Here is a 25,057-nt window from a genome sequence, read left to right as displayed (position 1 = left end):
GAGCCCGGGGTTACTGCGGCCGGCCTCAGACAGTCTAAACGACGTCGGGGGGCGGTTCATTCCCGCGGGCTCCGTTCGGGCCCGGCGACCTTCAGTCGAGCGCGTCGCGCCGCCAGAGCTTCGCGCACGAGGTGAGCTCGTCGGCCAGCTCGGTGAGGCGCAACGCGCGCCTCGTGAGGGTCGTCGATCGATCGTGGTGCACCGAGTCCGCGGCATCCGCGTCGTCGGCGAGGCTCGTGAAGCCGGTCGAGGTGACCCGGGCGAACGCGGCGGCCCGCTCGAGGGCGACCGCGAAGTCGCCCGTGAAGACGCCGTGCAGCACCCGGTCGGCGAGCTCGCGGATCTCGGCGGGCCCGGCGGGTGCCGCGGCGCCCGCGACGACCTGGTCGATCGTGTGCGAGATCTCGGTGCCGCGCCGGTAGGCGAGGCTCAGCATCTCGGCGTCCTGCCCGATCAGCGTGCGCAGCAGGTAGATGCGCCAGAGCGCACCGGGCAGGCTCTTCGCCGACGCACCCGACCAGAGTTCGGCGATCGCGTCGATGCCGTGCCGGTCGGTGTAGGCGATGAGGCGCGCGACGATCTCGGGATCGGGGTCGGCGCGGACACGTGCGAGCAGCGCTTGCGCGGTGTCGTGCGCCGCGCGGTTCAACTGGGCCGGGTCGGCGCCGCCGATGAAGTCGTCGAACATGCCCGGCGGGAGTTTCGTCGGTCGGTGGAAGTCGGCGGCCATTCGGTCGAGGATACTCCGTTCGCCTCCCTGTCGCGGCCGCGGGCCTGGCCCGGCCCCGTGCGGCGGACTCCCCCATGCTGGGGCCGCCCGCACTGGGGGCACCGTTGCAGGCCGTTCCGGGCATAGCCTGCGATGCGTGCACACCCGAAGCACCCTCGCTCGACGGTCTCCGCTCCGTCGTCCGAGGGCTGCTCGACCAGGGGCGGCGAGCTGACCGTCGTGCTGCCCCGGGCCGCAGCGCACCGCCGTCGAGGCAGGGCGTGCGGCCGGGTCGAGCGGGCGAGCGGCCGGACACCGGGCGACCGGTGGCCGGCCGCATCGCCGCACGGGTATGTGCCGGACTCCAGCTGCCGCTGCCGCCCCGAACGGGCCTGTTAGGCTGTCTGACGCCCCCATAGCTCAGTTGGTTAGAGCAACGGACTTCAACAGAAAATAGGAGCGTCGGCGCAGAAATGCGTCGAATGAACGCCGCTGTATGCTGGAACACCCTGAGAGCCCGAGGTACTCGCCGCAAGGCAGTGACAATCCGAGGGATTGGGCAATCAGCAGGTAACCGCAAGGGAACCTCAGAGACTATACGCGGCGCACCTGACCGGCTTGGCCGAAGGTGGTGAGATAGTCCAGACTGCAAGCCGCGCGAGCGGTGGCTGGGGAGACTCAGTGCAGCAGGTTAATCCGTGGGTCGAGAGTTCGAGCCTCTCTGGGGGCACCATCGCAGGTGCAGGTCTTCGTGGCCGCACGCCCTCACGCGAGCCCGTGCTCGTACGCCCAGATCACGACGTGCACGCGATCGGGCAGGTCGAGCTTCGCGAGGATCGCCTTGACGTGCGTCTTGACGGTGTTTCCTGTGAGGTACAGCCGCTCGGCGATCTCGTCGTTCGACGCGCCCGTCACGACCTCGGCGAGCACGTCGCGTTCGCGCGCCGTGAGCGGGGCGAGCAACGCGTCGGCGTCGGCCTGGACGGGCGCCTTCGCGACGAATTCGACGAGGCTCGCGGTCGCGCGGGGCGCGAGCGTCGCGTCGCCCGCGTGCACGGCGCGGATCGCGGCGGCCAGCTCGTCGGCCGAGGCATCCTTCGTCAGGAAGCCGCCTGCGCCGGCCCGGATCGCCGCGAAGACGTAGTCGTCGAGGTCGAACGTGGTCAGCACGAGCACCCTCGTTTCGGGATGCTCCGCCCGCACGCGTCGCGTGGCCTCGATGCCGTCCATGCGGGGCATCCGCACGTCCATCACGACGACGTCGGTGCGACGGGCGCGCAGGCGTTCGACGAGCTCGGCCCCGTCGGCCGCCTGCACGACGAGCTCGAGGTCGTCATGGCTGGAGATCATGACCTCGAGCGCCGAGCGCATGAGCTCCTGGTCGTCGGCGAGCGCCACGCGGATGCGCGGCGCGATCGCGTCGGTCATCGTGCGTCCTCCCCCGCCGCATCCGCATCGGCGTCGAGCGGGAGCCGGGCGACCACACGCCAACCCTGGCGGTCGTCCCGGTGCCCGGCCTCGAAGCTGCCGCCCGCCTGCTCGACGCGATCGCGCATGCCGCGAAGACCGCGCCCGGACGTCTGCGCCGGCGCCGCAGGCACGGGCACGGCCAGCCCGTCGTCCTCGACCGTGAGGACGAGTTCGTCGCCCCACTCCATCCGCACCTCGGTGCGCGTCGGCGCTGCCGTGTGCCGCAGCGTGTTCGTGAGCGACTCCTGCACGACCCGGTAGGCGGCCAGGCCGACTCCGGGGCGCACGGCGACCGGCCGGCCGGTGACCACGAGCGATGCGTCGCGGCCCGGCGACTGCGACCGCTCGACGAGCAGCGGCACGCCGTCGAGGCCGGGGCTCGGCTCGCGCGGCGCCGCGCCCGCGGCATCCACGGATGCACCGGCAGCGGCGGCCGCAGCCGTACCCGACGGCCCGGCCGCGAGCGCCCCGAGCAGCCCCCGCATGTCGCCCATCGCGGCCCGCCCCGTCGCGACCACGTGCTCGATCGCGCCGCGCGCCCGATCGTCGTCGCGGCCGACGAGCAGCCGCGACGCCTCGGCCTGGGCGACCATCACGGCGAGCGAGTGCGCGATGACGTCGTGCAGCTCGCGGGCGATCCTGCGGCGCTCGTCGGCGACCGCGCGCAGCTCTCCCTCGAGCCGCAACTCGGCGGCCTGCGCGACCGCGAGCGCCTGCGCGGCACGCTTGCGCAAGGTCTCGCGACGGTACCGGCCGAGCGCCCACGCCGCGCCGATCCCGCCCGCGAGCGACCCGAACAGCGCGAGCACCCCGCCGGGGGTCGTGACCATCGAGGCGTCACTCGTCCGCCCCGATGCGAGCACGACACCCGTGATGATGCCGGCACCGACGAGACCGCACACGAGCGAGACGACGCCCGCGACCCGGTCGTCGCTCGCGGCCGCGCCGTAGACGAACGCGAGGTACGCGAGCGAGCTGGCTTGCAGCACGGCGAGACCCGGCATGCCCGGCAGGCTCGCGACGGCGAGCAAAAGCATGACCGCGGATGCCGCGACGATCGCCGTGCGCGGCCACAGCCGCCGACCAGCGACGCCGAGGTGCAGGAGCCCGAACAGTGCGAGCACGACGACCGCCCAGGCCGTGCCGTCGGGGCCGGCCTCGTGCAGCACCTCGGCGACGGTGAACGGCAGCAGCGCGGCCGCGGCAGCGGCCGCCCACGCCCAGTCGGCGAGGCCGGGCGTACGGCGCGTCGTCGAGGCATCCAGCACCCGCCCCACGCTACCGGCGCGCCGCCCGCCGCATCTCACCCGATGGGGTGAGGCGCCGGCCCGGCCCGGCACGCGACGCTGGCTGCGGCTCCACCGATCGTGGCGGAGTCGCCGGAGCGGTCGCCCTGCCGGTCCGCCCGGCCGATGCAGAGGAGCACACGATGACCTCGACCCGACCCGCGACCCCGGGCACGGCACCCGCCGACCGGCGCGAAGGACGATCCCCACTCGAAGCCGCGGGCCCGCGCGGGCTCCGCCCCGCCGCCGTGCTCGCACTCGTCGCCTCGGTCGCGATCGCCGCGCTCGGTCTCGCCTGGTGGATCGCGCCCGACCTGAGTCCGTTCGCGGGCCCGAGCTCGCGGAGCCTCGCGAGCGTCCTGCTCGATCCGGCGCAGTTCGCCGCGGCGGTCTTCGCGACGGGCGCCGTCGGCACCGTCGCCGCCGTGTTCGCCATCGCCGTGGCCGCCGGCGGTGCGCTCGGGAGGAGGGCCGCGCTCGTCGCCTGCGCCGCGACCGTGCTCGCGGTCGCGGTGACCGTCGTCCTCGGCGATGCGGGAACCATCACCTTCGCGGGCTACGTCTTCGGCTTCTGCGCCGTCGTCGCGGGGATCGTCACGACCGCCGTGCTCGTCGTGCGCGCGCCCCGCCTCGGCGTTCCGCTCGTGGCACTGCTGCTCGCCGTCGTCGCCCTCGCCGTGTGGTGGGCCGGCCTGACCTGGGCCGGCGTCACCGAGTTCCTCGGCGAGTTCGGAGCGGGGCTCGTGACGAACAGCCCGTACATCCTCATCTCGGCGGTCTCCGTCGCGGCCGTCGTCGGCTGGACCGCGGTCGCGATCATCGCGGGCCGCACGACCCGCGAGGTGCGGACGTTCGAGGCGGCGATCGTGCGCCATCGCCGCGCCCTGACCGTGCTCGCGGCGCTCGGGCCCGTGCCCTACCTGGTGATGCGGGCGAGCTGGCTCACCCCCTGGCCGCTCTTCGCGCCCGGTGCCGGCGAGCTGTCGCCGACCGTGCTCGCGACGGGGCTCATGCTGGGGTCGGGCGCCGCCGCCGCGGTCGTCCTCACACTCGGGCTCATCCTGCCGTGGGGTCGGGTGTTCCCGCGCTGGATGCCGCGCATCGGCGGTCGGCCCGTGCCCGTGCGGCTCGCCGTCGTGCCGGGTCTCTTCGCCGCCGCGATCATCACGATCTCGGCCGTGCCGCTCGTCATCATGTCGCTCGGCCAGGACTCGCTCGTCGACGTGCTCGTCTTCGACCTCGTGCTGCCGCTCTGGTTCTGGGGTCCGATGCTCGCGCTCGCGGTCTGGGCGTACGCGGCGTGGCGCCGCGAGGAGGCCGCACCCGACGGCACCCAGCCCGCGCAAACACCCGCGGACGCGGGGACGGGGACCGAGCAGCCGGTCAGCCGACCAGCCGCCTGAACCCGGCCATGAGCGCGAGCCGCTCGGCCGAGTCGCGGGCGAGCGGGGTGACGGCGAGGGTCGTCACCCCGCTCTCCGCGAACGCGGCGACGCGCTCGGCGACGTACGACGCCGGCCCGATGAGCGAGATGGCGCGCACGAGCTCGTCGGGCACCGCGGCGACCGCCTCCTGCTTGCGCCCGTCGAGGTAGAGGTCTTGAATGAGCGCGGCCTCGGTCTCGAAGCCGTAGCTCGCGATGAGGTCGTTGTAGAAGTTCTTGCCGCGCGCGCCCATGCCCCCGACGTAGAGCGCGAGCTGCGGCTTGGCCGCGGCGAGGGCCATCGCCTCGAGCTGCGGGTCCTCGGTGATCGCGAGCGCGGGGCTCGCGAACACGTCGAGCGGTGCGAGCGCGGCGTCGCGCTTGGCGGCGCCTGCGGCGAGCGCGGCACCCCACACGTCGCCCGCCCGCTCGGGGTGGTAGAACATGGGCAGCCAGCCGTCGGCGATCTCGGCGGTCTGCTCGACCGACTTCTGGCCGAGCGAGGCCACCGTGATCGGGATGCGCTCGCGCACCGGATGGTTGATGAGCTTCAGCGGCTTGCCGAGGCCCGTGCCCTCGCCCGCGGGCAGCGGGATCGTGTAGTTGCGCCCCTCGTGCACGACGGGCTCACGGCGCCAGGTCATGCGGCACACGTCGATGATCTCGCGCGTGCGGCCGAGCGGCGCGTCGTACTTCACGCCGTGGAAGCCCTCGATGACCTGCGGCCCCGAGGCGCCGATGCCGAGTTCGAACCGCCCATCCGACACGAAGTCGAGCCCGGCCGCGGTCATCGCCGTGAGCGTGGGCGTGCGCGTGTAGAGCTGCAGGATGCCGCTCATGAGCGTCATCCGCTCGGTGCGGGCGGCGAGGAACCCGAGCTGGCTGACGGCGTCGAACGAGTACGCCTCGGGTACGGCGACGAGATCGATGCCGGATGCCTCGAGCCGGGCGACCTCCTCGGCCGCTTCGCGGAATCCGCCCGCGTAGTTCAGGAACATGCCGACGCGCATCCGTCACTCCTCGTCGTGTGGGGTCGGTGGTCGTGCCCGGCCTCCGGCGCGGGCACTCAGAGGCTACCGAACGCGGGCGGCGAGCCCGCGCCGGTTGTGGGGTTCCGACGACCTTCAGGTTGCTCCGAGACGGATGCCGCAGGCTGGACGCCAAACGACCGGAGGGAGAAGCGATGGCCTGGAGTCTCGTACTCGACCTCCTGCTCGTGCTCGTCTTCATCGGTGCGGCCGTGAACGGCTGGCGGGCCGGGCTGCTGCGCACCGCGGCGGGCCTCGTGGGCCTCGTCGCGGGCGGCATCGCCGCGTGGTTCGTCATGCCGTGGCTCGCGGGGCTCATGCCGACGCCGGCCCTGCGGGCGCCGGTCGCGATCGCCGCGGCGCTCGTGCTGCTCTCGCTCGGAGCCTGGCTCGGCGCGATCGTCGGGCGCGCGCTGCGGCGCGGCGTCCGCAAGGTGAAGCTCGGCGTGCTCGACCGGGTGCTCGGCGTGCTCGGCAACCTCATCGTCACGGCCTTCGTCGTCGCGCTCGTCGCCTCGGGCGTCTCGGCGCTCGCGGTACCCGTGCTCTCACCGGCGGTCGGCGGGTCGGCGATCGTGCGCGCGCTCGACCAGATCACACCACCGCCCGCGAAGTCGGCGCTCGCCGAGCTCCGCGCCGCCGCACTCGGCGAGGGTCTGCCCTGGCTCGTCGACGTGCTCGACACCCCGCTGCCGACCGAGGCCCCGCCGAGCGACGTCGCCTCGCCCGCGATCGCCGCCGCCTCGAACTCGGTCGTGCGCATCACGGGCACCGCGTTCGAGTGCGGCAGCAACCTCTCGGGTTCGGGCTTCGTCGTGGCCGACGACCGCATCGTCACCAATGCGCACGTCGTCGCCGGCGTCGACCAGCCGATCGTCGAGGCGCCCGGGCTGCCCGCCGTGGCGGGACGCGTCGTGGCGTTCGATCCCGAGCACGACCTCGCCGTGATCGCGGTCGACGGACTCGACGCCCCCGCGCTGCCGCTCGACGAGCCCGACCTCGGCGACGAGGTGGCGATCGCCGGCTACCCGTTCGGCGGCCCGCTCGAGCTGCGCCCGGGGCGCGTCGCGGCGAGCGGCCCGGTCACGATCACGACCGACGGCGACACCTCGACGCGCGACATCGTGACGCTCTCGGCCGAGGTCGACCACGGCAACTCCGGTGGCCCGGTGCTCGATGTCGACGGAGAGGTCGCCGGCGTCGTCTTCGCCCGCTCGGAGGCGGCGGCGACCGTCGGCTTCGCGATCCCCGTGTCGACCCTTGAGCCGCTCGCGGCGGAGGCATCCGGCCTCGATGAGGCCGTGGACTCGGGGTCGTGCGCGGCGTAGCCACAGCAGGTTGAGGAGGGAGCGAAGCGACCGTCTCGAAACCCGCCCCGCCGAAGGGTTTCGAGACGCGACCTCCTTCGTCGGGCGCTCCTCAACCCGCCGATGGGATCAGTCGGCGGCGAAGCCCTCGAAGCGGATGCCCCAGCTGAGCTGCCACTCCTCGCCCGGGTCGAGCCAGCGCAGGCCGCGGCCCGAGTTGAACGCCTCGGCGGGCGCGGTCATCGGCTCGATGGCGATCGCGACGTCGCCGTCCTCGCCGGGGAACGACCGCGACGTGTACACCTGCACGTAGCCGAACTCGTCGTCGGCCCACACCGAGACGCTCCGCCCGTCGGGCGCGGTGAGCGTGTGCAGCACCTGCCCGTCGTCGCCCGCGAGCTCGCCGAACGCGTCGTCGAGTTGCACGTCGCCGACCCGCCGGCCCTCGCGGAAGTCCCACTCCGTGCCGTCGACCGGCACCTCGCCCGTCGGCAGCAGCCGGTCGTCGACCTCGATGTGACTCGCAGCGTCGAGGCGCAGCTCGAGGTCGGCCGTCGGCACGCCCCCGATCTTCAGGTACGGATGGGTGCCGATGGCGACGGGCGCGGCTTCGCCGCCGAGGTTCTCGACGAAGTGCGTGACGCGCAGCCCATCGGCGACGAGCTCGTAGTGCACGGCCGTACCGAGCAGGAACGGGTACCCGAGCTGCGGGTAGATGCGGGCGGCGAGCGTGACCGAGTCGCGCTCGCGGGCGACGGGCGTGTACTCGGTGTAGCGCAGCAGGCCGTGGATGGCGTTGCCGCGCGCGGGCTCGGTGATCGCGAGCTGGTGCTCGACGCCGTCGTGGCTCCAGCGTCCGTCGCGGATGCGGTTCGGCCAGGGTGCGAGCACGATGCCGGCGCCCATGGGCGGCGACTGGTCTTCGCCGTACGCCGGAACGAGGTCGATGCCGTTGATGCTGAGGGTGCGGAGTCCGGCTGCGACGGCGGTGATCGTGGCCCTGATCTCGCCGCTCGACGTCGTCGTCTCGAGCTCGAACTGCTCGCCCGTGGGAAGGGTCATGCACCCAACTCTAGGGTCTGCTCCGCGGCTGCGCGTCGGCCTCGTGCGCCGTGACGACGGCGAGTCCCGCCTCCTCGAGCTCGGCGACGACGGGGCGCGGGGCGGAGGCATCAGTGACGAGCCGGTCGAACGCGTCGACCGGCCCGACCCGGCCGAGGTGCACCTCGCCGATCTTCGATCCGTCGGCGACGACGACGGCGCGGGCCGCGCGCTGGAGCATGAGCGCCTTCACCTGCGCCTCGGGCAGGTTCGCATTGGTGACGCCCTGCACGGGGTCGACGCCGTTGCAACCGATGACCGCGAGGTCGACGTGCACGTCGCGAAGCATCGACCCGGCGAGCGGGTCGACGAGCGAGTGCTGGCGCGGGCGCAGGGTGCCACCCGTGACGACCACCTGGAACCGCGGGATCTCGCTCTCGAGCTCGAGGGCGATCGAGAGCCCGTTCGTGAAGATCACGAGGTCGTCGAGGTCGGTGCGCCCCTTCAGCGCGCGGGCGACCTGCAGCGTCGTCGTGCCGACGTCGAGGATGAGGCTCTGACCGCTGCGCACGAGTCCGGCGACGTGCTCGCCGATGCGCCGCTTGGGTTCGACGGACGCCTCGAGGGCCTCCTCGAAGCTCGGCTCGCGTTCGGGACGGTCGACGCCGGGCGCGCCCGCGGGCACGGCACCGCCGTGCACCCGGCGGATCACCCCCTGCCGCTCGAGGGCATCGAGATCGGTGCGAGCGGTCACGGTCGTCACGCCGAACGCCCGGCTGAGCTCGGCGACCCGCACGAACCCCCGCTCGGCGACGAGGGCGCGCGCGAGCTCACGTCGGCGCGGCGCGTCGACCTGCGGTTCGCTCCGCTCGTCCATACCTGCATCCTGAGGCCTTCGGCGTGACTTTGCAATACGAAAGTCACCTTGTTTGCAAAACGAAAGTCCCGTAGGGTGGCGGCGTGACCGAGACCCCCATCGCCGATCCGCGCATCGCGGTGCACCGCACCCGCCTCGCCGACGGGCGCGAGCTCATCTACTTCGACGACGCCGACACGGTGCTGCCCGCGAGCCGCGCGGTCGACGAGCGCGACCTCGGCCCCCGCCCCACGACGGCCGAGATGCGGCAGGACGTGCTCACCGGCGAATGGATCTCGATCGCCGCCGCCCGCCAGAACCGGGTCGTGCTGCCGCCCGCAGAGCTCGACCCGCTCGCGCCGCAGTCACCCGGCAACCCGTCGGAGATCCCGAGCCGCTACGACGTCGCGGTCTTCGAGAACCGCTCGCCCTCGTTCGGGCCGGAGCTCGCAGCGGCGGACGCCGCCGCGCCGGCCGGTGCGCGGGCATCGCTCGCCGAGCTCCGTCGGGTCGGCCTCGAGCGCCGCCTGCCCTCCATCGGCCGCTGCGAGGTCGTGTGCTTCAGCCCCGACCACGAGGGCTCCTTCGGCACCCAGACCGTCTCCCGGGCCCGCACCGTGATCGAGGCGTGGGCGCACCGCACCGCCGAGCTCTCGGAGCTGCCGGGCGTGCAGCAGGTGTTCCCGTTCGAGAACCGAGGGCGTGAGATCGGCGTGACGCTCGGCCACCCGCACGGGCAGATCTACGCCTACCCGTACGTGACCCCGCGCACCGAGCGGCTGCTCGCCTCGATCGACGCCTACGGGCCGGGCTTCTTCGCCGACCTCCTGCACCGCGAGCGCACCGGCCCGCGCGTGGTGCTCACGGGCGAGCACTGGACGGCGTTCGTGCCGTTCGCCGCGCGCTGGCCGATCGAGGTGCACCTGCTCCCCCACCGGCACGTTCCCGACCTCGCGGCGACGACGCTCGACGAGCGCGACGAACTCGCGACGCTCTACCGACGCCTGCTGCGTGGGGTCGACGCGCTCTACGACACCCCGACGCCGTACATCGCCGCCTGGCACCAGGCCCCCGTGCACGAGCGTCGCGACGAGGTTCGGCTCATGCTGCAGCTCACGAGCCCGCGTCGCGGCGCCGACAAGCTGAAGTACCTCGCGGGCTCGGAGGCCGCGATGGGAGCATGGGTCGGGGACGTCCCGCCCGAAGCACAGGCCGAGGCGCTGCGCGCCGCGATCGAAGGAGCCGCAGAATGACCGTCGCCGACGCCGCCCACGGGTTCGCCGAGTGGTTCGGCCGCAGGCCGGCCGGCGTCTGGTCGGCGCCGGGCCGCGTGAACCTCATCGGCGAGCACACCGACTACAACGACGGGTTCGTCCTCCCGTTCGCGATCGAGCGGCGCACGGCCGTCGCGCTCGGCGACCGCGACGACCGGGTCGTGCGCGTCGCGACGAGCCACGAGCCCGAGGCCGTCGAGATCCACCTCGAGGAGCTCACCCCCGACGCGGTGTCGGGATGGGCCGCGTATCCGCTCGGCGTCGCGTGGGCGCTCCGCGAGTCCGGTGCCGACCTCGACCACGCGCGCGGCGTCGACCTCTACGTCACCTCGGACGTGCCGATCGGTGCGGGCCTCTCGAGCTCGGCCGCGATCGAGTGCGCGGTGGCGCTCGCCCTCGACGAGCACTGGGGCCTCGGCTTCGACCGCCCGACGCTCGCGAAGGTCGGCCGGCTCGCCGAGAACCGGGTCGTCGGCGCGCCGACGGGCATCATGGACCAGACCGCCTCACTGCTCGGCGAGGCCGACTCCGCGGTCTTCCTCGACTGCCGCAGTCTCGACGCCGACGTGATCCCGCTCGGCCTCGAGGCGGCCGGCCTGTCGATCCTCGTCGTCGATACCCGCGTGACGCACGCGCACGCCACGGGCGGCTATGCGGCCAGGCGCGCATCGTGCGAGGCCGGCGCGCGCGGTCTCGGTGTCGAGTCATTGCGCGAGGTGCGCGTCGACGACCTCGCACGGGCGGCCGAGCTGCTCGACGACGAGACGTTCCGCCGGGTGCGGCACGTCGTGACCGAGAACCAGCGCGTGCTCGACACCGTGCGCACGCTGCGCGAACAGGGGGCAGGCGCGATCGGCCCCCTGCTGGATGCCTCGCACCGGTCGATGCGCGACGACTTCGAGATCTCCGTGCCCGAGCTCGACCTCGCCGTCGAGACGGCGCAGGCGAACGGCGCGATCGGCGCCCGCATGACGGGCGGCGGCTTCGGCGGGTCGGCGATCGCGCTCGTTCCCGACGCACTCGTGCCCGACCTGTCGCGCGCGGTCGTGGCGGCGTTCGCCGAGCACGGCTATCGGGAGCCGGCGGTCTTCACCGTGCGCCCGTCGGCGGGCGCCCGCCGCGACGCCTGAGCGCCGCCGCGAGAGATCATGCGGATTCGGTCGCGGCCGCGCGGGCGGGCTCGACGGCGCGCGGGGTTCCGCCCGTGATGCGCACGAGGTCGTCGAAGGTCGTCGCGAACACCGTCTTGGCGTGGCCGGCGGCCGCCCAGACCAGGGGATAGGCCGCGAGGTCGGTGTCGACGATCGTGCGCACGGGCACGGGGTGCCCGACCGGCGCGACGCCCCCGATGACCTGTCCGGTGGCCTCCTTCACCGTCTCCTTCGACGCCCGGCGGATCGTGCCGCCGAGTTCGGCGCCGAGCCACTCGGTGTCGACCCGGTGCGCACCCGAGGTGAGCACGAGGATCGGTTCGTCGTCGAGGGTGAACACGAGCGAGTTCGCGATCTGGCCGACTTCGATGCCGAGGGCGTCGGCGGCGAGCTGGGCGGTCGTCACGGCATCGTCGAACCACACGATCTCGGTCTCGACGCCCTCGGCGGCGAGCGCGGCGGCGACGCGGTCGACGGCGGGGTGCGAGGGCGATGCGGCGGCAGCGGGCGACGGCGAGCTCATTCCCCGATCCTACGGTCGACTGCGCGACGCCGTCTGGAAACCTCCATGGCGTAGAGTTCGCGCGTGCCGCAGCCCTCCCTCGCTCGCCGACTCGGACTCCGCGACGCCGTCGTCGTCGGCCTCGCCGCCATGATCGGAGCCGGCGTCTTCGCGGCGTTCGCGCCGGCCGCGGCGGCCGCGGGCACGGGGTTGCTCATCGGCCTCGCGATCGCCGCGATCGTCGCGTTCGCGAACGCGAGCTCGACCGCCCAGCTCGCCGCGCGCTACCCCGAATCGGGCGGGGCGTACCGGTACGGGCGGGAGCGGCTCGGGGAGTGGCCCGGCTTCCTCGCCGGATGGGGGTTCGTCGTCGGCAAGACGGCGAGTTGCGCGGCGATGGCCATGACGTTCGCCGCCTACGTCGTGCCCGCGCCGTGGCAGCGGCCCGTCGCAGCCGTGGCCGTCATCGTGCTCGCCGCCGTGAACCTCCGCGGGATCACCCGCACCGCGCGTGCCGCGAGCCTCATCGTCGCCGTCGTGCTCGGCGTCCTCCTCCTCGTCGTCGCCGCGGGCACCGGGCCCCTCCTCGCCCACGGCATCCCGACCGACGGCCTGTTCGAGGCCGGGTGGGCGGGCATCCTGCAGTCGGCGGGACTGCTCTTCTTCGCCTTCGCCGGCTACGCCCGCATCGCGACGCTCGGCGAGGAGGTGCGCGATCCCGCCCGGACCATCCCGCGCGCCATCCCGCTCGCCCTCGGCATCGCCGTCGTGCTGTACGCCCTCATCGGGGTCGTGCTCCTCGCGACGCTCGGCGCCGGGGCCCTCGCGGCGTCGACCGCCCCGCTCGTCGACCTCGTCGACGACGTCGGGTGGACGTGGGCGGCCCCGATCGTGCGGCTCGGCGCGGCGGCCGCCGCCCTCGGGGCCCTGCTCGCGCTCATCGCCGGCATCGGCCGCACCGCCCTCGCCATGGCGCGCGACGGCGAGCTGCCGCGACCGCTCGCGGCGGTGCATCCGCGTCATCGGGTACCGCACGTGGCCGAGATCGTGGTCGCCGTCGCAGTCGTCGCGCTCGTGCTCACCGTCGACCTGCGCGACGCGATCGGGTTCTCGTCGTTCGGCGTGCTCGGCTACTACCTCGTCGCCAACCTCGCGGCGCTCACCCAGCCCGCGAGCGAACGGCGCGTACCGCGAGCGCTCTCGGTGCTCGGCGCGATCGGATGCCTCGTGCTCGTCGTGACCCTGCCGTCGACGGCGATCGTCGCCGGCGTCGCCGTGTTCGTCGTCGGGGCGGCCTGGCGGCTGGTCGTGCTGGGCCTCCGCCGGCGCAGGGAGCGGCCGGACGCGCGCCGGTAGGCTGTCGCCATGTCCGTCGACTCCACCGCACGCATCATCCCGCTCGCCGGCATCGCCGCCCCCGTCGTCGCCGACGACGCGTTCGTGGCCGCCGGCGCCGTCATCGTCGGCGACGTCCGCCTCGAGGCGGGCTCGAGCGTCTGGTACAACGCGGTGCTGCGCGCCGAGGCGGAGCCGATCGTGCTCGGCGAGGGCTCGAACCTGCAGGACACGGTGGTCTGCCACGTCGACGCCGGCTACCCGCTCACGGTCGGCCGCAACGTGTCGGTCGGCCACGGCGCCGTGCTGCACGGCTGCACGGTCGACGACGAGAGCCTCGTCGGCATGAACGCGACCGTGCTGAACGGCGCCGTCATCGGGGCGGGCTCCCTCGTCGCCGCGGGTGCGGTCGTGCTCGAGGGCACCATCGTGCCGCCCGGCTCGCTCGTCGCCGGCGTGCCGGGCAAGGTGCGCCGCGAGCTCACCGAGGCCGAGCGCGACGGCATCCGCCGCAACGCGGCCTCCTACCTGGCGCACGTCGGCGAGCACACCGCCGACGCCTGACCGGCGGCTACGCCGCCTCGGCGAACTCCACGGGCGTCCGCATCGCCTCGGGTCGCCGGACGGCGCGCCGCATCGCACGCACCCGCCGCACCGCCCACCGCGACGGGATCGCGACGACGAGCGAGAGTGCGCCGGCGACGGTCCGGTCGTATCGGCCGAGCATCCGCTTGCGCTCGAACGCGCGCCGCACCGGCCCCCCGATGAGGTTGTGACGCCTCGCCGGCACCGGCAGCTCACCGGCCGCCCTGCGGTCGAGCAGCTCGTCGAGCCTGGCCGCCCAGTCGTCGGACTCCGGCCCGTGGAAGTAGTTGTCGGCGAGCCAACCTGCATCGGGCCGGTTGCCCGACCAGTGCGCGACCGAGTCGCCGTCGCCGAACAGACCGCTGCCCTCGAAGACGGTGTTGATGAGCTTCGGGCCCACGCCGAAGTCGTCGACGAGGATCGCCGGCACGCCCGTCGCGACCGCCTCGAGCACCGCGGTCGAGCTCACCGTGACGAGCACCGACGCGCGCGCGAGCTGCGCGGCCATCGGGCCGTCCTCGACGACGAGGTTCGGCGGCACCGGCCCGCCGAGCCGCGCGCGCACCTCGGGATCGGCGAGGAGGTCGGCGTAGTCGTGCACCTCGGCATGGGTCTGCGCCTCGCCCCGCCGGGCGCGCACCTTCACGACGACCCGTCGGCCGGGCCGCAGGTTCGCGGCGTCCACGAGCATGCCGAGTATGCGTACGCGTTCGTCGCGGTCGGCCGGCACCTTGGCCTGCGCCGCGAACACGAGATCGCCGCCGTGCGGCGTCGTGCCCGGGGCATCCCGATCGTCGATCTCGGCGCGCCCGCCGCCGCCGCCGAGGAACGGAAGCGTCGCGAGCCCGAACCCGGTGTCCACGCCGAGCGCGCGTCCGATCGCCTCGAACTCGCGCACCTCGCGGCGGCTGTGCAGCACGACGAGGTCGACCTGCTCGCGGTAGACGACGGCCTTCGGCACGGCCGGGATCGTGAGGCCCGGGAACCCGCTCATCACGATGGGACGCCCGGGGAGTGCCGCCACGATCGGGGCGACCACCCGCACGAAGGGCCCGCGCACGGCGAGCAGCACCGCGTCGGGGCGTCGCTCGACGAGCCGGCGTTCGAGCGACGGCAGGTCGAGCCGGCGCACGCCCTTCGCCGTGAAGAGCGACCCGGCGAGTGCCGTGGCGAGCTGACGGTCGCTCGGCATGACGGGGCTCGTGACGACCACGAGTTCCGGGTCCCAGCCGTCCGGCAACCGCGACGCGAACGCGGCGCCCCACTTCACGTACGAGTCCGAGTCGGCGACGACGACGAGTCGGCGGCGCTCGCTGCGCCGTGCCGGCTCGGCGCGCTCGGGTCCGCTCACAGTGCAGGCACCCGGCGGAGCTTCGCGCGCGGCGCCTCCTCGCCGGGGAAGACCCGCTTCACACCGTCGCCCATCGCGTCCCCGATGACCCGGATGTCGCGCACGAGGTGCTCGAAGCCCGCGGGCTCGAGCGATGCGGCCTGGTCGGAGCCCCACATCGCCCGGTCGAGCGTGATGTGCCGCTCCACCGCGACGGCACCGAGCGCGACCGCGGCGAGCGAGATCTGCAGCCCGCGCTCATGGCCCGAGTAGCCGACGGGAACGCCCGGGTATCGCCGGCGCAGCTCCTCGATCGTGCGCAGGTTCGCCTCCTCGGGCGGCATGGGGTAACTGCTCGTCGCGTGCATGAGCACGAGGCGTTCGGTGCCGAGCACCTCGACGGCGCGGTCGATCTCGTCGAGCGTCGACATGCCGGTCGAGCAGATCACGGGCTTGCCGGTCGCCGCGATCGCCGCGAGGAGTTCGAGGTCGGTCAGCGAGGCCGACGCGACCTTGTGCGCGACGACGTCGAGCCGCTCGAGGAACGCGACCGACGGCACGTCCCACGGCGAGGCGAACCAGTCGAGCCCCGACCGCATCGCGTACGACGCGATCTCGAGGTACTCCGACTCGCCGAACTCGACCCGGTGACGGTACTCGAGGTAGGTCATGGTGCCCCACGGCGTCTCGCGCGGGACGTCGCGCATGTGCTCGGGCGTCGCGATCTCGGGGGTGCGCTTCTGGAACTTCACGGCCTGCGCGCCCGCCTCGACCGCGACGTCGATGAGGCGCTTCGCGATCTCGACGTCGCCGTTGTGGTTCAGGCCGATCTCGCCGATGACGTAGACGGGCAGGCCAGGGCCGACCGCGGTCCGGCCGATCGTGACGGTGTTCATGCGAGGGCTCCCTGGGGTGCGGGCCGGGCGGCCGGGCGTTCGGTCGGTGCGGAGGCGTGCGGCCCCTCGGCGTCGCGCTCGCGGGCCGCGAGCACGAGGTCGGCGAGCTCGCGCACGGCGCCGTCGCCGCCGCGCGACTCGAGCACGACGCGGGCCGCGTCGCGAACGACGGGTGCGGCGTCGGCGACGGCGGCCGGCCAGCCGACGAGTGCCATCGCGGGCAGGTCGCCGAGGTCGTTGCCGAGGTAGGCGATGCGTTCGAGCGGGATGCCGCGGGCATCGGCCCATTCGGCGAGCGCGGGCGCCTTGTCGTGCATGCCCTGGAGCACGTCGACGCCGAGCTTCGCCGCACGGGCTGCGACGACCCGGTTCGTCTCGGCGGAGAGCACGAGCACGGGGATCCCGGCCGCGCGGAGGCGTGCGACGCCCTGCCCGTCGCTGCGGCTGACCCGCACGAGCTCGCGACCGTCGGTGTCGATCCAGGCGGTGTCGTCGGTGTGCACCCCGTCGAAGTCGGTGACGACTGCGTCGACGTCGACGGTGCGCACCGGCCGGTCGATGAGGTCGACGAGCGCTCGGGCGACGACGAGGTCGGCGGCGGTGTCGATGTCGACCCCGTGCAGCTGCGGCACGACCTGCGGCGCGATCCGGCCGAAGAAGCGGTGCCGCGCCGCCCGGAAGCCGGCGGTGCGCATCGCGGTGAACGCCCCCGTCTCGCGGTACTCGGGTTCGCGCTCCTGGCGACGGTGTCGCACGGCCGCGTCGTGGTTCGCGCCGAACACCGATCCGTCGCCCGCGGCACGCCAGACGAAGGCGTGGCTCTCGACCGCGGCGAAGACGCTGTCGGCCTCGTGACTCACGACCCGGGCGACGGCCGCGTCGAGGTCGGCGGGGTCGATGAACGGCGACGTCGCCTGCACGAAGAGCGTGACGGCGGGCAGCGGCCCGTCGATCTCGAGTTCGTCGAGCGCGTGCAGCAGCGCCGACTCGCTCGAGGCCGTGTCGCCCGCGAACTCGGCGGGGCGGTCGACGACGGCCGCGCCGGCCGCGCGGGCCACGCGTGCGATCTCCTCGTCGTCGGTCGTGACGACGACGGCACCGATGCTGCGGGCGGCACGCGCCGCGGCGACGGCACGGCCGACGAGCGACACCCCGCCGAGCCGCATGAGGTTCTTGCCCGGGAGGCCCTTCGACCCGCCGCGCGCCGGAATGATCGCGACGGCTGCGCCGCGCTGATCGGTCTTCGACTCGGCCATGCGGGCAGGCTACGGAGCGGAGGTGGCGACGGGATGGCGCGAGGGTGAACGGTTCGCCACGACCGCTCGCGGATCCGGGCTCTCCCTGATGTGCGAAACGCGTCCACTCGCTACGGTGCAGCCATGATTCCGAACATCCGGCAGCGCCGGCTCCTGCCGGCGACCATCGCCCTCGCCGTCGCATCCGCGATCGCCCTGACCGCCTGCTCGGGCGGCGGGTCCCAGCCGAGCGCCGCATCGCCGACCGACCCGGCCCCGCCGACCGACCCGGCTCCGCCGACACAGCCCGCGGGCTCGCTCGAGCCCGCGTCGCGGTACGGACTCGATTGCGCATCGCTCGCCGACGAGGCGCTCGCACCCGCCGTGCTCACGGTGCCCGTGGATCCGGTCGATCCGCTCGTCACCGCGTCGGCCGTGGGCATCGCGATCCCGCGCTCCACGTCGGTCATCGCCGAGGGCGGCACCGTGTGCGAGTGGTCCAACGGCGCCCCGTACAACTCGCAGTACGGTGGTAATCCCGCCTACGCGGGCGTGACGGTCTCGGTGCTGCCCCAGCCGGCTGCCGGCTGGTCGTCGAAGGCCGCACAGTACGGGATGCCTGCCGATGCCACCGCATGCGACCCCGCCCTCTGCACGCTGAGCCGGGCGGCGGGCGATGCGTGGCTGACCCTCGAGGCGGCAGGCGGCACCGTCGCGACGATCGATCCGGCTGCTGCCGAGGCGCTCATGTCGGCCGCGGTCGCCGCGGTCACCGCGGCTGGGGTTCCGACCCCGCTTCCCACGCCGGCGCGGACCGCACCGCCCCTGCCGTCGGACTGCGATTCCGTCCTGCCGACGGCGAGCGTGCAATCGATCACCGGCGAGGCGGCGGCCGTCCTCTCGCACGGAGGCGGCGGCTGGAGCGACTGGGCCGAGGCCCGACTCGCGGCGGGCAATGAGGGCTGCCGATGGGCGGTGGATGAGGAGAACGTCGCCACCGTGAACTGGATCCGCGACGGACGCTGGGCCTTCGACCGGGCGCAGGCCGCCGGCACGTTCGCCCCGGCGACGGTGGCCGGGCTCCCGGCCGGCGACGAGGCGAGGGTCCGGTGCGACGCCGCGTACGGCACGACCTGTGCCGTCGATCTCGCCTTCGGCCCCGACTGGATCAACGTGTCGGGCGCTGACCAGGCCACGGCGATCGCACTCGCTGAGGCGGTCGTCGCGCAGCTCGCCCCGTAGGCCGGGGCCGGGCGGCTACGCGGCTGCGGGCCGACGCTCGCGGCCGAGCCGCTGCCGCGCCGTGTTCATGCCCGGACCGACGGGGACGTGGGCCGTGGCCTTCGCGAGCCCGAACGCCGGCATGTCGGCGTACACCGACTCGGCGTCGGCGACCCGCACCTCGTAGGTCTCGTGCCAGACGCCGACGTGCCCCGTGCCGAGTGCCGTGCGCATGAACTCGCGCCACGGCTCGAGGTGCGGCGCGTCGCGGTCGGCGGCGAAGCGCTGCAGGTGCTCGGGGCTCTCCCAGTACGACAGCAGGATCGTCGTTCGCCCCACCCAGCTCTCGAAGCCGAGCATGCCCGACTCGGGGTGGGTCGCGAGGTGGCGCAGCATCTTCGGCATCTGCTTGGCGACGCGCTGCACGCGTGCGAACTTCCACCAGCGGTTGGCCCGCATGCCGATGAGGAACACCGTGACCGTCTCCTGCTCGGGCTTCGCCGTATAGCGCCCTGGGAACACTTCTCGAGTCATCGCTCTCTCCGTAACGTCGTTATAGAACGATGTTACGACTAGACTGCAGGCATGGCAAGACCCCCTGTCCACGATGAGGCGCTCCGCGGTCGACTGCTCGACGTGACCGCCGAGGTGGTGGCGCGCGACGGCGCCGCGAAGGCGGCACTGCGCGACATCGCTCGCTCGGCCGGCACGTCGACCTCGGCGATCTACACGCTCTTCGGCGGCAAGGGCGAACTGCTCGCGGCCGTGATCGAGCACGGTTTCGAGTCGTTCGCGGCCGCGCAGCACGACGCAGCACCCGGCGGTCTCCGCGCGCTCGGCGTCGCCTACCGCGAGTGGGCCATCGCCCATCCGGCGCTCTACCGGCTCATGTTCGACGGCTCGCTCGACGACTTCGCCGACTGCGAGCCCGATCCGGCCGCGGCATCCGACTCGCTCGTGCCCCTGCAGGCCGCGATCGCCGCCACCGGTTCACCCGACGTCGCACGCGACGCGGTGGCGGTGTGGGCGCAGGTGCACGGCGCAGTGAGCCTCGAGTTCGCGGGCGTCGCGCCGCCCGACGCCGACTGGGACGCGGTGTACGCGACGGTGCTCGACACGATCGAGCGCCGGTGGGGCGTCGCGACCCGCTAGGCGACGCCGGTCGGATCAGCCGACGCGCAGCTCGGCCGCCTTCACGACGTTCGCGAGCAGCATCGCGCGGGTCATGGGGCCCACACCGCCGGGGTTCGGCGACAGGTGGCCGGCGACCGCCGCGACGCCCGGGTCGACGTCACCCGTGAGCCGGCCCTTGCCCGTCTCCTCGTCTTGCACGCGCGTGATGCCGACATCGAGCACGGCCGCGCCCGGCTTCACCCACTCGGGCTTGACGAGGTGCGGCACGCCGACGGCGGCCACGACGATGTCGGCCCGGCGCACCTCGGCCGCCAGGTCCTGCGTGCGGGAGTGCGTGAGGGTGACCGTGGCGTCGAGGCCCTTGCGCGTGAAGAGCAGCCCGAGCGGGCGGCCGACCGTGAGACCGCGACCGATCACGGTGACGTGGCGTCCGCGGATCGGCACCTCGTAGCGCTGCAGCATCTCGACGATGCCCGCGGGCGTGCACGGCAGCGGCGAGTGCAGCTCGCCCTCGATGCCGAGCACGAGGCGGCCGAGGTTCGTGGGGTGCAGCCCGTCGGCGTCCTTGTCGGGGTCGATGAGCTCGAGCATCGCGTTCTCGTCGTGCCCGGCGGGCAGCGGCAGCTGCACGATGTAGCCCGTCACCTCGGGGGCGGCGTTGAGGTCGCGGATCGCCGCTCGCACATCGGCCTCGGTCGCCGTCACCGGCAGGTCGACGCGGATCGACTCGATGCCCACCTCGGCGCAGTCGCGGTGCTTGCCGGCGACGTACGAGCGCGACGCCGGGTCGTCACCGACGAGCAGCGTGCCGAGGCCCGGCGTCACGCCCTGCGCCTTCAGTGCGGCGATGCGCGCGGCCAGCTCGGACTTCACGGCGGACGCGGTGGCGACCCCGTCCAGGGTGATGGCGGTCATGGTGCTCCTCGGTGGTGGTGCGGCGAGCGGGCGGGCGGGTCGGCGAACGGATGCCGCGGGGCGGACCTCGCGCCGGGGCGACGATCGCCGCCCCGGCGCGACGGGCCTACTGCGCGAGCCCCGGGTACAGCGGGAACGCCGCCGTGAGCGCCTCGACGCGGGCGCGGAGCGCGGCGACGTCGGCCTCGCCCTGGAGCGCGAGCGCGATGATGTCGGCGACCTCGGTGAACTCGACGTCGCCGAAGCCGCGGGTCGCGAGCGCGGGCGTGCCGATGCGCAGGCCCGAGGTGACCATCGGCGGACGCGGGTCGAACGGCACCGCGTTGCGGTTGACCGTGATGAGCGCCTCGTGCAGCAGGTCTTCGGCCTGCTGGCCGTCGATCTTCGAGTTGCGGAGGTCGGCGAGCACGAGGTGCACGTCGGTGCCGCCCGTGAGCACGTCGATGCCGGCAGCGCGCGAGTCGTCGGCCGTGAGGCGGTCGGCGAGGATCGCGGCACCGCGGAGCGTGCGCTCCTGGCGGTCCTTGAACTCCGCCGAGGCGGCGATCTTGAACGCGGTGGCCTTCGCGGCGATCACGTGCATGAGGGGCCCGCCCTGCTGGCCGGGGAACACGTTCGAGTTCAGCTTCTTCGCGAGCTCCATGTCGCGCGAGAGGATGAAGCCCGAACGCGGGCCGCCGATCGTCTTGTGCACGGTCGACGAGACGACGTCGGCGTGGGGCACCGGGTTCGGGTGGAGGCCCGCGGCCACGAGGCCCGCGAAGTGCGCCATGTCGACCCAGAGCTTCGCGCCGACCTCGTCGGCGATCTCGCGGAAGGCGGCGAAGTCGAGCTGGCGGGGGTAGGCCGACCAGCCGGCGATGATGACCTGCGGGCGGTGCTCGAGGGCCTTCTCGCGCACGACGTTCATGTCGACGAGGAAGGTCTCGGGGTCGACGCCGTAGGCGACGGCGTTGTAGAGCTTGCCCGAGAAGTTGAGCTTCATGCCGTGCGTGAGGTGGCCGCCGTGGGCGAGCTCGAGGCCGAGGATGGTGTCGCCCGGGGTCGCGATCGCGGAGAGCACGGCCGCGTTCGCGGTCGCACCCGAGTGCGGCTGCACATTGGCGTACTCGGCGCCGAAGAGCGACTTCGCGCGCTCGATGGCGAGCGACTCGGCGACGTCGACGTACTCGCAGCCGCCGTAGTACCGACGGCCGGGGTAGCCCTCGGCGTACTTGTTGGTGAGCACGGAGCCCTGCGACTGCAGCACCGAGACGGGAACGAAGTTCTCGCTCGCGATCATCTCGAGGTAGTCGCGCTGGCGACCGAGTTCGAGCTCGAGAACTTCGGCGATCTCGGGGTCGACCTCGGAGAGGGGCGCGTTGAAGACGGATTCGGCCAAGACTGGCTCCTTCATGACGTACGGACCAACATGGGGTTTGCTGCCTCGGCGACTCGCGCAGAGGCAGGCGTACCGGCCCAGGCGTGCGGTCGGTCCGTACCAGTCGCTCCCCGATGGGAATCCATCTCAACGCCAGTCGCGACGCGAGCAAGCATAGCAACGGATGCCGCCGGCCGCCGCCGTTCGCGGCGCGAAGCGGTTCCGGACCACTTCCCGCGGTGCCGCATCCGTGGCATCATGTCCACCGAGCCGATTTCGTCAAGATTCCTGTCTTTCGCCTCGAAGGGGCCACATGCCGCGCGCCACCGTCCGCACCGCCGCCGTCCGAACCGTCGCCGCGGTCGCGACCGCGACCTCGCTCATCGCGCTCGCAGGCTGCTCCCCCACCTCGGCCGACCGGTCCGAGTTCGCCGGCATCGTCCCGGCACCGGCCCGGTTCGAGCTCACCGACCGCGGCGACTTCACGCTCGGTGAGGGCACCCGGTTCGTGGTCTCCGGCGACGACGCGGCCGCCGTGGCGGAGACGTTCGCTGCGCCGCTCCGAGCCGCGACGGGGTACGACCTGCCGGTCGAGGAGGGCGAGCCCGCGGCATCCGACATCTCGCTCGTCATCGACCCCGAGATCGACGGCGCCGAGGCGTACACGCTCGAGAGCGGCGCCGACGGCGTGCGCATCGCCGCCTCCGCGCCGGCCGGGCTCTTCTGGGGCACGCAGTCGCTCCGGCAGATGCTGCCGGGTGAGATCGAGGCCGAGGACGCGGACGAGCCCGCGGGCGGCTGGCGCGTGCCCGCCGCGTCGATCGCCGACGAGCCGCGCTTCGCCTACCGCGCCTCGCTCGTCGACGTCGCGCGCCACTTCTTCCCGGTCGAGTACCTCGAGCAGCACCTCGACCGGATGGCGCTCCTGAAGCTCAACGTGCTGCACCTGCACCTCACCGACGACCAGGGCTGGCGCATCCAGATCGACTCGTGGCCCGAACTCACGGGCATCGGCGCCTCGACCTCGGTCGGCGGCGACGGCGGCGGGTTCTACACGAAGGACGACTACCGGCGCATCGTCGAGTACGCCGCCGAGCGGTTCATCACGGTCGTGCCCGAGATCGACCTGCCGGGGCACACGAACGCGGCGCTCAGCGCCTACCCCGAGCTCAACTGCGACGGCGTCGCGCCGGCGCCCTACGAGGGCGTCGAGGTCGGCTTCTCGTCGCTCTGCGCCGATCCGGCCAGGGCAGAGGCGACCGATCGCTTCCTCGCCGACGTGCTCGGCGAGGTGGCCGAGATGACGCCCGGGCCCTGGATCCACGTGGGCGGCGACGAACCGCTCGCAACCCAGCACGACGACTTCCTCGACCTCGTGGCGCGCATCACCGCCGCTGGGGCGGCGACCGGCAAGACGGTCATCGCGTACCACGAGATGGGTGCGTCGAACGAGCTCCCGCCCGGCACGATCGGCCATTACTGGGACCTCACCGCCGGGCACGAGATGCCCGCGAACCGCCGCGACGAGCCGGCCCGGCCCTATCCGACGTCGGCCGGCGAAGCGCGCTCGTTCCTCGAGCAGGGCGGCAAGCTCGTGCTCGCAGCGGCCGACAAGACCTACCTCGACATGATGTATCCCGACCGTCCGGCGGGCCCGCTCGGCACGGAGCTCGGCACCCGGTGGGCCGCGACGATCACGCTCGAGGAGGCCTACGACTGGCGACCCGAGGAGACGGTCGACGGGCTCAGCGAGTCCGACATCCTCGGCGTCGCGGCCTCGGTCTGGACCGAGACGCTCTCGAACCCCGCCGACTTCGAGTTCATGGTCTTCCCGCGCATCGCGGCGATCGCCGAGGTCGGGTGGTCACCGGCCGACGCGCGCGACGAGGCCGGATTCCGCTCGCGGCTGCCCGTGCTCGGCGCGCACCTCGACAGGCTCGGCGTCTCGTACCGCAAGGTCGGCGGGGTCGACTGGACCGGGTGAGCCGCCCGCCGCTGCCCTGAACGACGAGGGCGGATGCCGCGGGGTCGACCCCGCGGCATCCGCCCTGTTCGTTCGTGCCGAGCGCTACTTGACGCTGCCCGCCGTGAGGCCTCCCACGAGGCGCTTCTCGATGAGCATGAAGAGCACGACCACCGGGATGATCGCGACGATCGAGACGCCGAACACGTACTGCCAGCTCGTCGAGTACTGGCCGACGAACTTCGTGAGCGCGACCGACATGGGCTGATTGCCCGCCGTCGAGAGGATCACGAGCGACGCGGCGAACTCGTTCCAGCAGGCGACGAACGTGAACACGATCGCCGTGACGATGCCGGGCCACACGAGCGGCAGGTTGATCTTGAAGAGCACCGTGAGCCGGCCGGCGCCGTCGATCTGCGCCGCCTCGTCGACCTCCTTCGGGATGCCCGCGAAGAAGGAGTGCATGATCCACACCGCGAACGACAGGTTGAACGCCGCGTTGATGAAGATCATCGCCGCCCAGGTGTCGCCCATGCCGAGGGCGGTGAACTGCCGGAACAGACCGGACGTGAGCACCGCGGGCTGCAGCATCTGCGTGACGATCACGAGGAACAGGAACACGAACCGGAACGGGAACTTGAACCTGGCCGTGTAGTACGCCGCGGGCAGTGCGACCGCGAGCACGAGGATCGTCGCGAACACCGAGATCACGATCGTCGAGACCATGTTCTGCGGCAGCGGCGTCTCGGGCGTCGACCACATGTTCAGGTAGTTCTCCCAGTGCCACTCCGTGGGGAAGTAGGTGGGATCGACCGACAGGATCTGCGACTTCGTCTTCACGGAGCCGAAGAACATGATGAGATACGGCACGATGAACACCGCGGCCACGATGAGGCCGGCGATCATGCGCAGCACGACGTTGCCGAGAGGCACCTGGTCGGCGGTGTAGCGGCGTTTGCGAGGCGGGGTCTGGCGGCCGGATGCTCCGTGGCCGGCGTCCGACGCGAGCATGGCGCGGGTCTCGGTGACGGTCACG

23 protein-coding genes and 1 riboswitch are annotated in these 25,057 nt (G+C 73.1%); of the genes, 9 read left to right on the top strand and 14 right to left on the bottom strand.

Going from position 1 to position 25,057, the window contains the following annotated elements; all coding sequences use genetic code 11:
- Positions 1-91: 91 nt before the first annotated feature.
- From MUN74_RS14020 to MUN74_RS14010, 3 genes are all read right to left on the bottom strand, one after another.
- Entirely contained in the window at positions 92-730 is a 639-nt protein-coding gene (locus tag MUN74_RS14020; RefSeq protein WP_244853014.1) for a DNA-directed RNA polymerase subunit beta, read from the bottom strand.
- 744 nt (positions 731-1,474) lie between these two features.
- Positions 1,475-2,137: a response regulator transcription factor gene (locus MUN74_RS14015; protein WP_244853012.1), complete on the bottom strand. Its 663-nt coding sequence runs from the start codon at positions 2,135-2,137 to the stop codon at positions 1,475-1,477.
- On the bottom strand, positions 2,134-3,447 hold the full coding sequence (locus MUN74_RS14010; protein WP_244853010.1) for a sensor histidine kinase: 1,314 nt from the start codon (positions 3,445-3,447) through the stop codon (positions 2,134-2,136). Before MUN74_RS14010 ends, MUN74_RS14015 begins: the two co-directional genes overlap by 4 nt.
- Positions 3,448-3,608: 161 nt before the next feature.
- Here MUN74_RS14010 and MUN74_RS14005 point away from each other — a divergent pair, with 161 nt between their 5' ends.
- Positions 3,609-4,868, top strand: a complete 1,260-nt coding sequence (locus tag MUN74_RS14005) for a hypothetical protein (protein WP_244853008.1) — start codon at positions 3,609-3,611, stop codon at positions 4,866-4,868.
- Here the strand turns inward: MUN74_RS14005 and MUN74_RS14000 are convergent.
- Positions 4,849-5,898: an LLM class F420-dependent oxidoreductase gene (locus tag MUN74_RS14000; protein ID WP_244853007.1), complete on the bottom strand. Its 1,050-nt coding sequence runs from the start codon at positions 5,896-5,898 to the stop codon at positions 4,849-4,851. The two genes, MUN74_RS14005 and MUN74_RS14000, sit on opposite strands and share 20 nt — an antisense overlap.
- A gap of 173 nt (positions 5,899-6,071) precedes the next feature.
- Here MUN74_RS14000 and MUN74_RS13995 point away from each other — a divergent pair, with 173 nt between their 5' ends.
- On the top strand, positions 6,072-7,244 hold the full coding sequence (locus MUN74_RS13995) for a MarP family serine protease (RefSeq protein ID WP_244853005.1): 1,173 nt from the start codon (positions 6,072-6,074) through the stop codon (positions 7,242-7,244).
- 108 nt (positions 7,245-7,352) lie between these two features.
- On the opposite strand, the gene MUN74_RS13990 is transcribed toward MUN74_RS13995, so the two are convergent.
- Both MUN74_RS13990 and MUN74_RS13985 read right to left on the bottom strand, forming a co-directional pair.
- Positions 7,353-8,285 carry an aldose 1-epimerase family protein gene (locus MUN74_RS13990; protein WP_244853003.1) on the bottom strand — a complete coding sequence of 311 codons (933 nt, stop codon included), beginning with the start codon at positions 8,283-8,285 and terminating at the stop codon, positions 7,353-7,355.
- 10 nt (positions 8,286-8,295) lie between these two features.
- The gene (locus MUN74_RS13985; protein ID WP_244853002.1) at positions 8,296-9,141 is read right to left on the bottom strand and encodes a DeoR/GlpR family DNA-binding transcription regulator; all 846 of its coding nucleotides are present in this window, start codon (positions 9,139-9,141) and stop codon (positions 8,296-8,298) included.
- Positions 9,142-9,224: 83 nt separating this feature from the next.
- Here MUN74_RS13985 and galT point away from each other — a divergent pair, with 83 nt between their 5' ends.
- Positions 9,225-10,373 (top strand): galactose-1-phosphate uridylyltransferase, encoded by a 1,149-nt coding sequence (galT, locus tag MUN74_RS13980; protein WP_244853000.1) that lies wholly within the window; start codon positions 9,225-9,227, stop codon positions 10,371-10,373.
- Positions 10,370-11,524 (top strand): galactokinase, encoded by a 1,155-nt coding sequence (galK, locus tag MUN74_RS13975; RefSeq protein WP_244852998.1) that lies wholly within the window; start codon positions 10,370-10,372, stop codon positions 11,522-11,524. Before galT ends, galK begins: the two co-directional genes overlap by 4 nt.
- A 16-nt stretch (positions 11,525-11,540) precedes the next feature.
- On the opposite strand, the gene MUN74_RS13970 is transcribed toward galK, so the two are convergent.
- Complete coding sequence (locus tag MUN74_RS13970) at positions 11,541-12,068, bottom strand: YbaK/EbsC family protein (protein WP_244852997.1); 528 nt, start codon at positions 12,066-12,068, stop codon at positions 11,541-11,543.
- 63 nt (positions 12,069-12,131) lie between these two features.
- On the opposite strand from MUN74_RS13970, the gene MUN74_RS13965 reads away from it, so the two are divergent.
- Positions 12,132-13,403 (top strand): APC family permease, encoded by a 1,272-nt coding sequence (locus MUN74_RS13965; protein ID WP_244852996.1) that lies wholly within the window; start codon positions 12,132-12,134, stop codon positions 13,401-13,403.
- A 9-nt stretch (positions 13,404-13,412) separates the two neighbouring features.
- Entirely contained in the window at positions 13,413-13,946 is a 534-nt protein-coding gene (locus tag MUN74_RS13960; RefSeq protein ID WP_244852994.1) for a gamma carbonic anhydrase family protein, read from the top strand.
- Positions 13,947-13,953: 7 nt separating this feature from the next.
- Here MUN74_RS13960 and MUN74_RS13955 read toward each other — a convergent pair whose 3' ends face one another.
- Genes MUN74_RS13955 through MUN74_RS13945 form a run of 3 tightly spaced genes read right to left on the bottom strand, consistent with a single transcriptional unit; the run spans position 13,954 to position 17,449 of the window.
- A complete protein-coding gene (locus MUN74_RS13955; protein ID WP_244852992.1) occupies positions 13,954-15,318 on the bottom strand; it encodes a DUF6716 putative glycosyltransferase in 1,365 nt (454 codons plus the stop codon).
- Complete coding sequence (locus tag MUN74_RS13950) at positions 15,315-16,193, bottom strand: N-acetylneuraminate synthase family protein (RefSeq protein ID WP_244852990.1); 879 nt, start codon at positions 16,191-16,193, stop codon at positions 15,315-15,317. The genes MUN74_RS13955 and MUN74_RS13950 overlap by 4 nt, the downstream gene beginning before the upstream one ends.
- On the bottom strand, positions 16,190-17,449 hold the full coding sequence (locus MUN74_RS13945; RefSeq protein WP_244852988.1) for an acylneuraminate cytidylyltransferase: 1,260 nt from the start codon (positions 17,447-17,449) through the stop codon (positions 16,190-16,192). The genes MUN74_RS13950 and MUN74_RS13945 overlap by 4 nt, the downstream gene beginning before the upstream one ends.
- A gap of 123 nt (positions 17,450-17,572) precedes the next feature.
- On the opposite strand from MUN74_RS13945, the gene MUN74_RS13940 reads away from it, so the two are divergent.
- Positions 17,573-18,670, top strand: coding sequence for a hypothetical protein (locus MUN74_RS13940; RefSeq protein WP_244852987.1), 1,098 nt, complete (start codon positions 17,573-17,575; stop codon positions 18,668-18,670).
- A gap of 15 nt (positions 18,671-18,685) precedes the next feature.
- Here MUN74_RS13940 and MUN74_RS13935 read toward each other — a convergent pair whose 3' ends face one another.
- Complete coding sequence (locus MUN74_RS13935; protein ID WP_244852985.1) at positions 18,686-19,183, bottom strand: DUF4188 domain-containing protein; 498 nt, start codon at positions 19,181-19,183, stop codon at positions 18,686-18,688.
- A 51-nt stretch (positions 19,184-19,234) separates the two neighbouring features.
- Between MUN74_RS13935 and MUN74_RS13930 the strand changes: the two genes are divergently transcribed.
- The gene (locus MUN74_RS13930; protein ID WP_244852983.1) at positions 19,235-19,801 is read left to right on the top strand and encodes a TetR/AcrR family transcriptional regulator; all 567 of its coding nucleotides are present in this window, start codon (positions 19,235-19,237) and stop codon (positions 19,799-19,801) included.
- 15 nt (positions 19,802-19,816) lie between these two features.
- On the opposite strand, the gene MUN74_RS13925 is transcribed toward MUN74_RS13930, so the two are convergent.
- Together MUN74_RS13925 and glyA are read right to left on the bottom strand one after the other, a co-directional pair.
- A complete protein-coding gene (locus MUN74_RS13925) occupies positions 19,817-20,698 on the bottom strand; it encodes a bifunctional methylenetetrahydrofolate dehydrogenase/methenyltetrahydrofolate cyclohydrolase (protein WP_244852982.1) in 882 nt (293 codons plus the stop codon).
- Positions 20,699-20,804: 106 nt separating this feature from the next.
- Positions 20,805-22,079 (bottom strand): serine hydroxymethyltransferase, encoded by a 1,275-nt coding sequence (gene glyA / locus MUN74_RS13920; protein ID WP_305038254.1) that lies wholly within the window; start codon positions 22,077-22,079, stop codon positions 20,805-20,807.
- Positions 22,080-22,147: 68 nt separating this feature from the next.
- Positions 22,148-22,229: riboswitch (ZMP/ZTP riboswitch) on the bottom strand.
- A 142-nt stretch (positions 22,230-22,371) separates the two neighbouring features.
- Between glyA and MUN74_RS13915 the strand changes: the two genes are divergently transcribed.
- Positions 22,372-24,042, top strand: a complete 1,671-nt coding sequence (locus MUN74_RS13915; RefSeq protein ID WP_244852980.1) for a beta-N-acetylhexosaminidase — start codon at positions 22,372-22,374, stop codon at positions 24,040-24,042.
- A gap of 84 nt (positions 24,043-24,126) precedes the next feature.
- Here the strand turns inward: MUN74_RS13915 and MUN74_RS13910 are convergent, their stop codons facing one another.
- Complete coding sequence (locus tag MUN74_RS13910; RefSeq protein WP_244852978.1) at positions 24,127-25,056, bottom strand: carbohydrate ABC transporter permease; 930 nt, start codon at positions 25,054-25,056, stop codon at positions 24,127-24,129.
- Between the last annotated feature and the right edge of the window lies 1 nt (position 25,057).

It is taken from the genome of Agromyces sp. H17E-10 (genome assembly GCF_022919715.1).
Classification (GTDB): Bacteria; Actinomycetota; Actinomycetes; order Actinomycetales; family Microbacteriaceae; genus Agromyces.
Note: the sequence above shows the minus strand (reverse complement) of the source record. Positions and strands in the feature narration are given on the sequence as shown.

What these genes read in the sequence shown, in the direction of transcription:
- MUN74_RS14020 (WP_244853014.1), bottom strand. Translation starts at nt 730, where the DNA reads ATGGCCGCCGACTTCCACCGACCGACGAAACTCCCGCCGGGCATGTTC.
- MUN74_RS14015 (WP_244853012.1), bottom strand. Translation starts at nt 2,137, where the DNA reads ATGACCGACGCGATCGCGCCGCGCATCCGCGTGGCGCTCGCCGACGAC.
- MUN74_RS14005 (WP_244853008.1), top strand. Translation starts at nt 3,609, where the DNA reads ATGACCTCGACCCGACCCGCGACCCCGGGCACGGCACCCGCCGACCGG.
- MUN74_RS14000 (WP_244853007.1), bottom strand. Translation starts at nt 5,898, where the DNA reads ATGCGCGTCGGCATGTTCCTGAACTACGCGGGCGGATTCCGCGAAGCG.
- MUN74_RS13995 (WP_244853005.1), top strand. Translation starts at nt 6,072, where the DNA reads ATGGCCTGGAGTCTCGTACTCGACCTCCTGCTCGTGCTCGTCTTCATC.
- MUN74_RS13990 (WP_244853003.1), bottom strand. Translation starts at nt 8,285, where the DNA reads ATGACCCTTCCCACGGGCGAGCAGTTCGAGCTCGAGACGACGACGTCG.
- MUN74_RS13985 (WP_244853002.1), bottom strand. Translation starts at nt 9,141, where the DNA reads ATGGACGAGCGGAGCGAACCGCAGGTCGACGCGCCGCGCCGACGTGAG.
- galK (WP_244852998.1), top strand. Translation starts at nt 10,370, where the DNA reads ATGACCGTCGCCGACGCCGCCCACGGGTTCGCCGAGTGGTTCGGCCGC.
- MUN74_RS13970 (WP_244852997.1), bottom strand. Translation starts at nt 12,068, where the DNA reads ATGAGCTCGCCGTCGCCCGCTGCCGCCGCATCGCCCTCGCACCCCGCC.
- MUN74_RS13960 (WP_244852994.1), top strand. Translation starts at nt 13,413, where the DNA reads ATGTCCGTCGACTCCACCGCACGCATCATCCCGCTCGCCGGCATCGCC.
- MUN74_RS13950 (WP_244852990.1), bottom strand. Translation starts at nt 16,193, where the DNA reads ATGAACACCGTCACGATCGGCCGGACCGCGGTCGGCCCTGGCCTGCCC.
- MUN74_RS13945 (WP_244852988.1), bottom strand. Translation starts at nt 17,449, where the DNA reads ATGGCCGAGTCGAAGACCGATCAGCGCGGCGCAGCCGTCGCGATCATT.
- MUN74_RS13940 (WP_244852987.1), top strand. Translation starts at nt 17,573, where the DNA reads ATGATTCCGAACATCCGGCAGCGCCGGCTCCTGCCGGCGACCATCGCC.
- MUN74_RS13935 (WP_244852985.1), bottom strand. Translation starts at nt 19,183, where the DNA reads ATGACTCGAGAAGTGTTCCCAGGGCGCTATACGGCGAAGCCCGAGCAG.
- MUN74_RS13930 (WP_244852983.1), top strand. Translation starts at nt 19,235, where the DNA reads ATGGCAAGACCCCCTGTCCACGATGAGGCGCTCCGCGGTCGACTGCTC.
- MUN74_RS13925 (WP_244852982.1), bottom strand. Translation starts at nt 20,698, where the DNA reads ATGACCGCCATCACCCTGGACGGGGTCGCCACCGCGTCCGCCGTGAAG.
- MUN74_RS13915 (WP_244852980.1), top strand. Translation starts at nt 22,372, where the DNA reads ATGCCGCGCGCCACCGTCCGCACCGCCGCCGTCCGAACCGTCGCCGCG.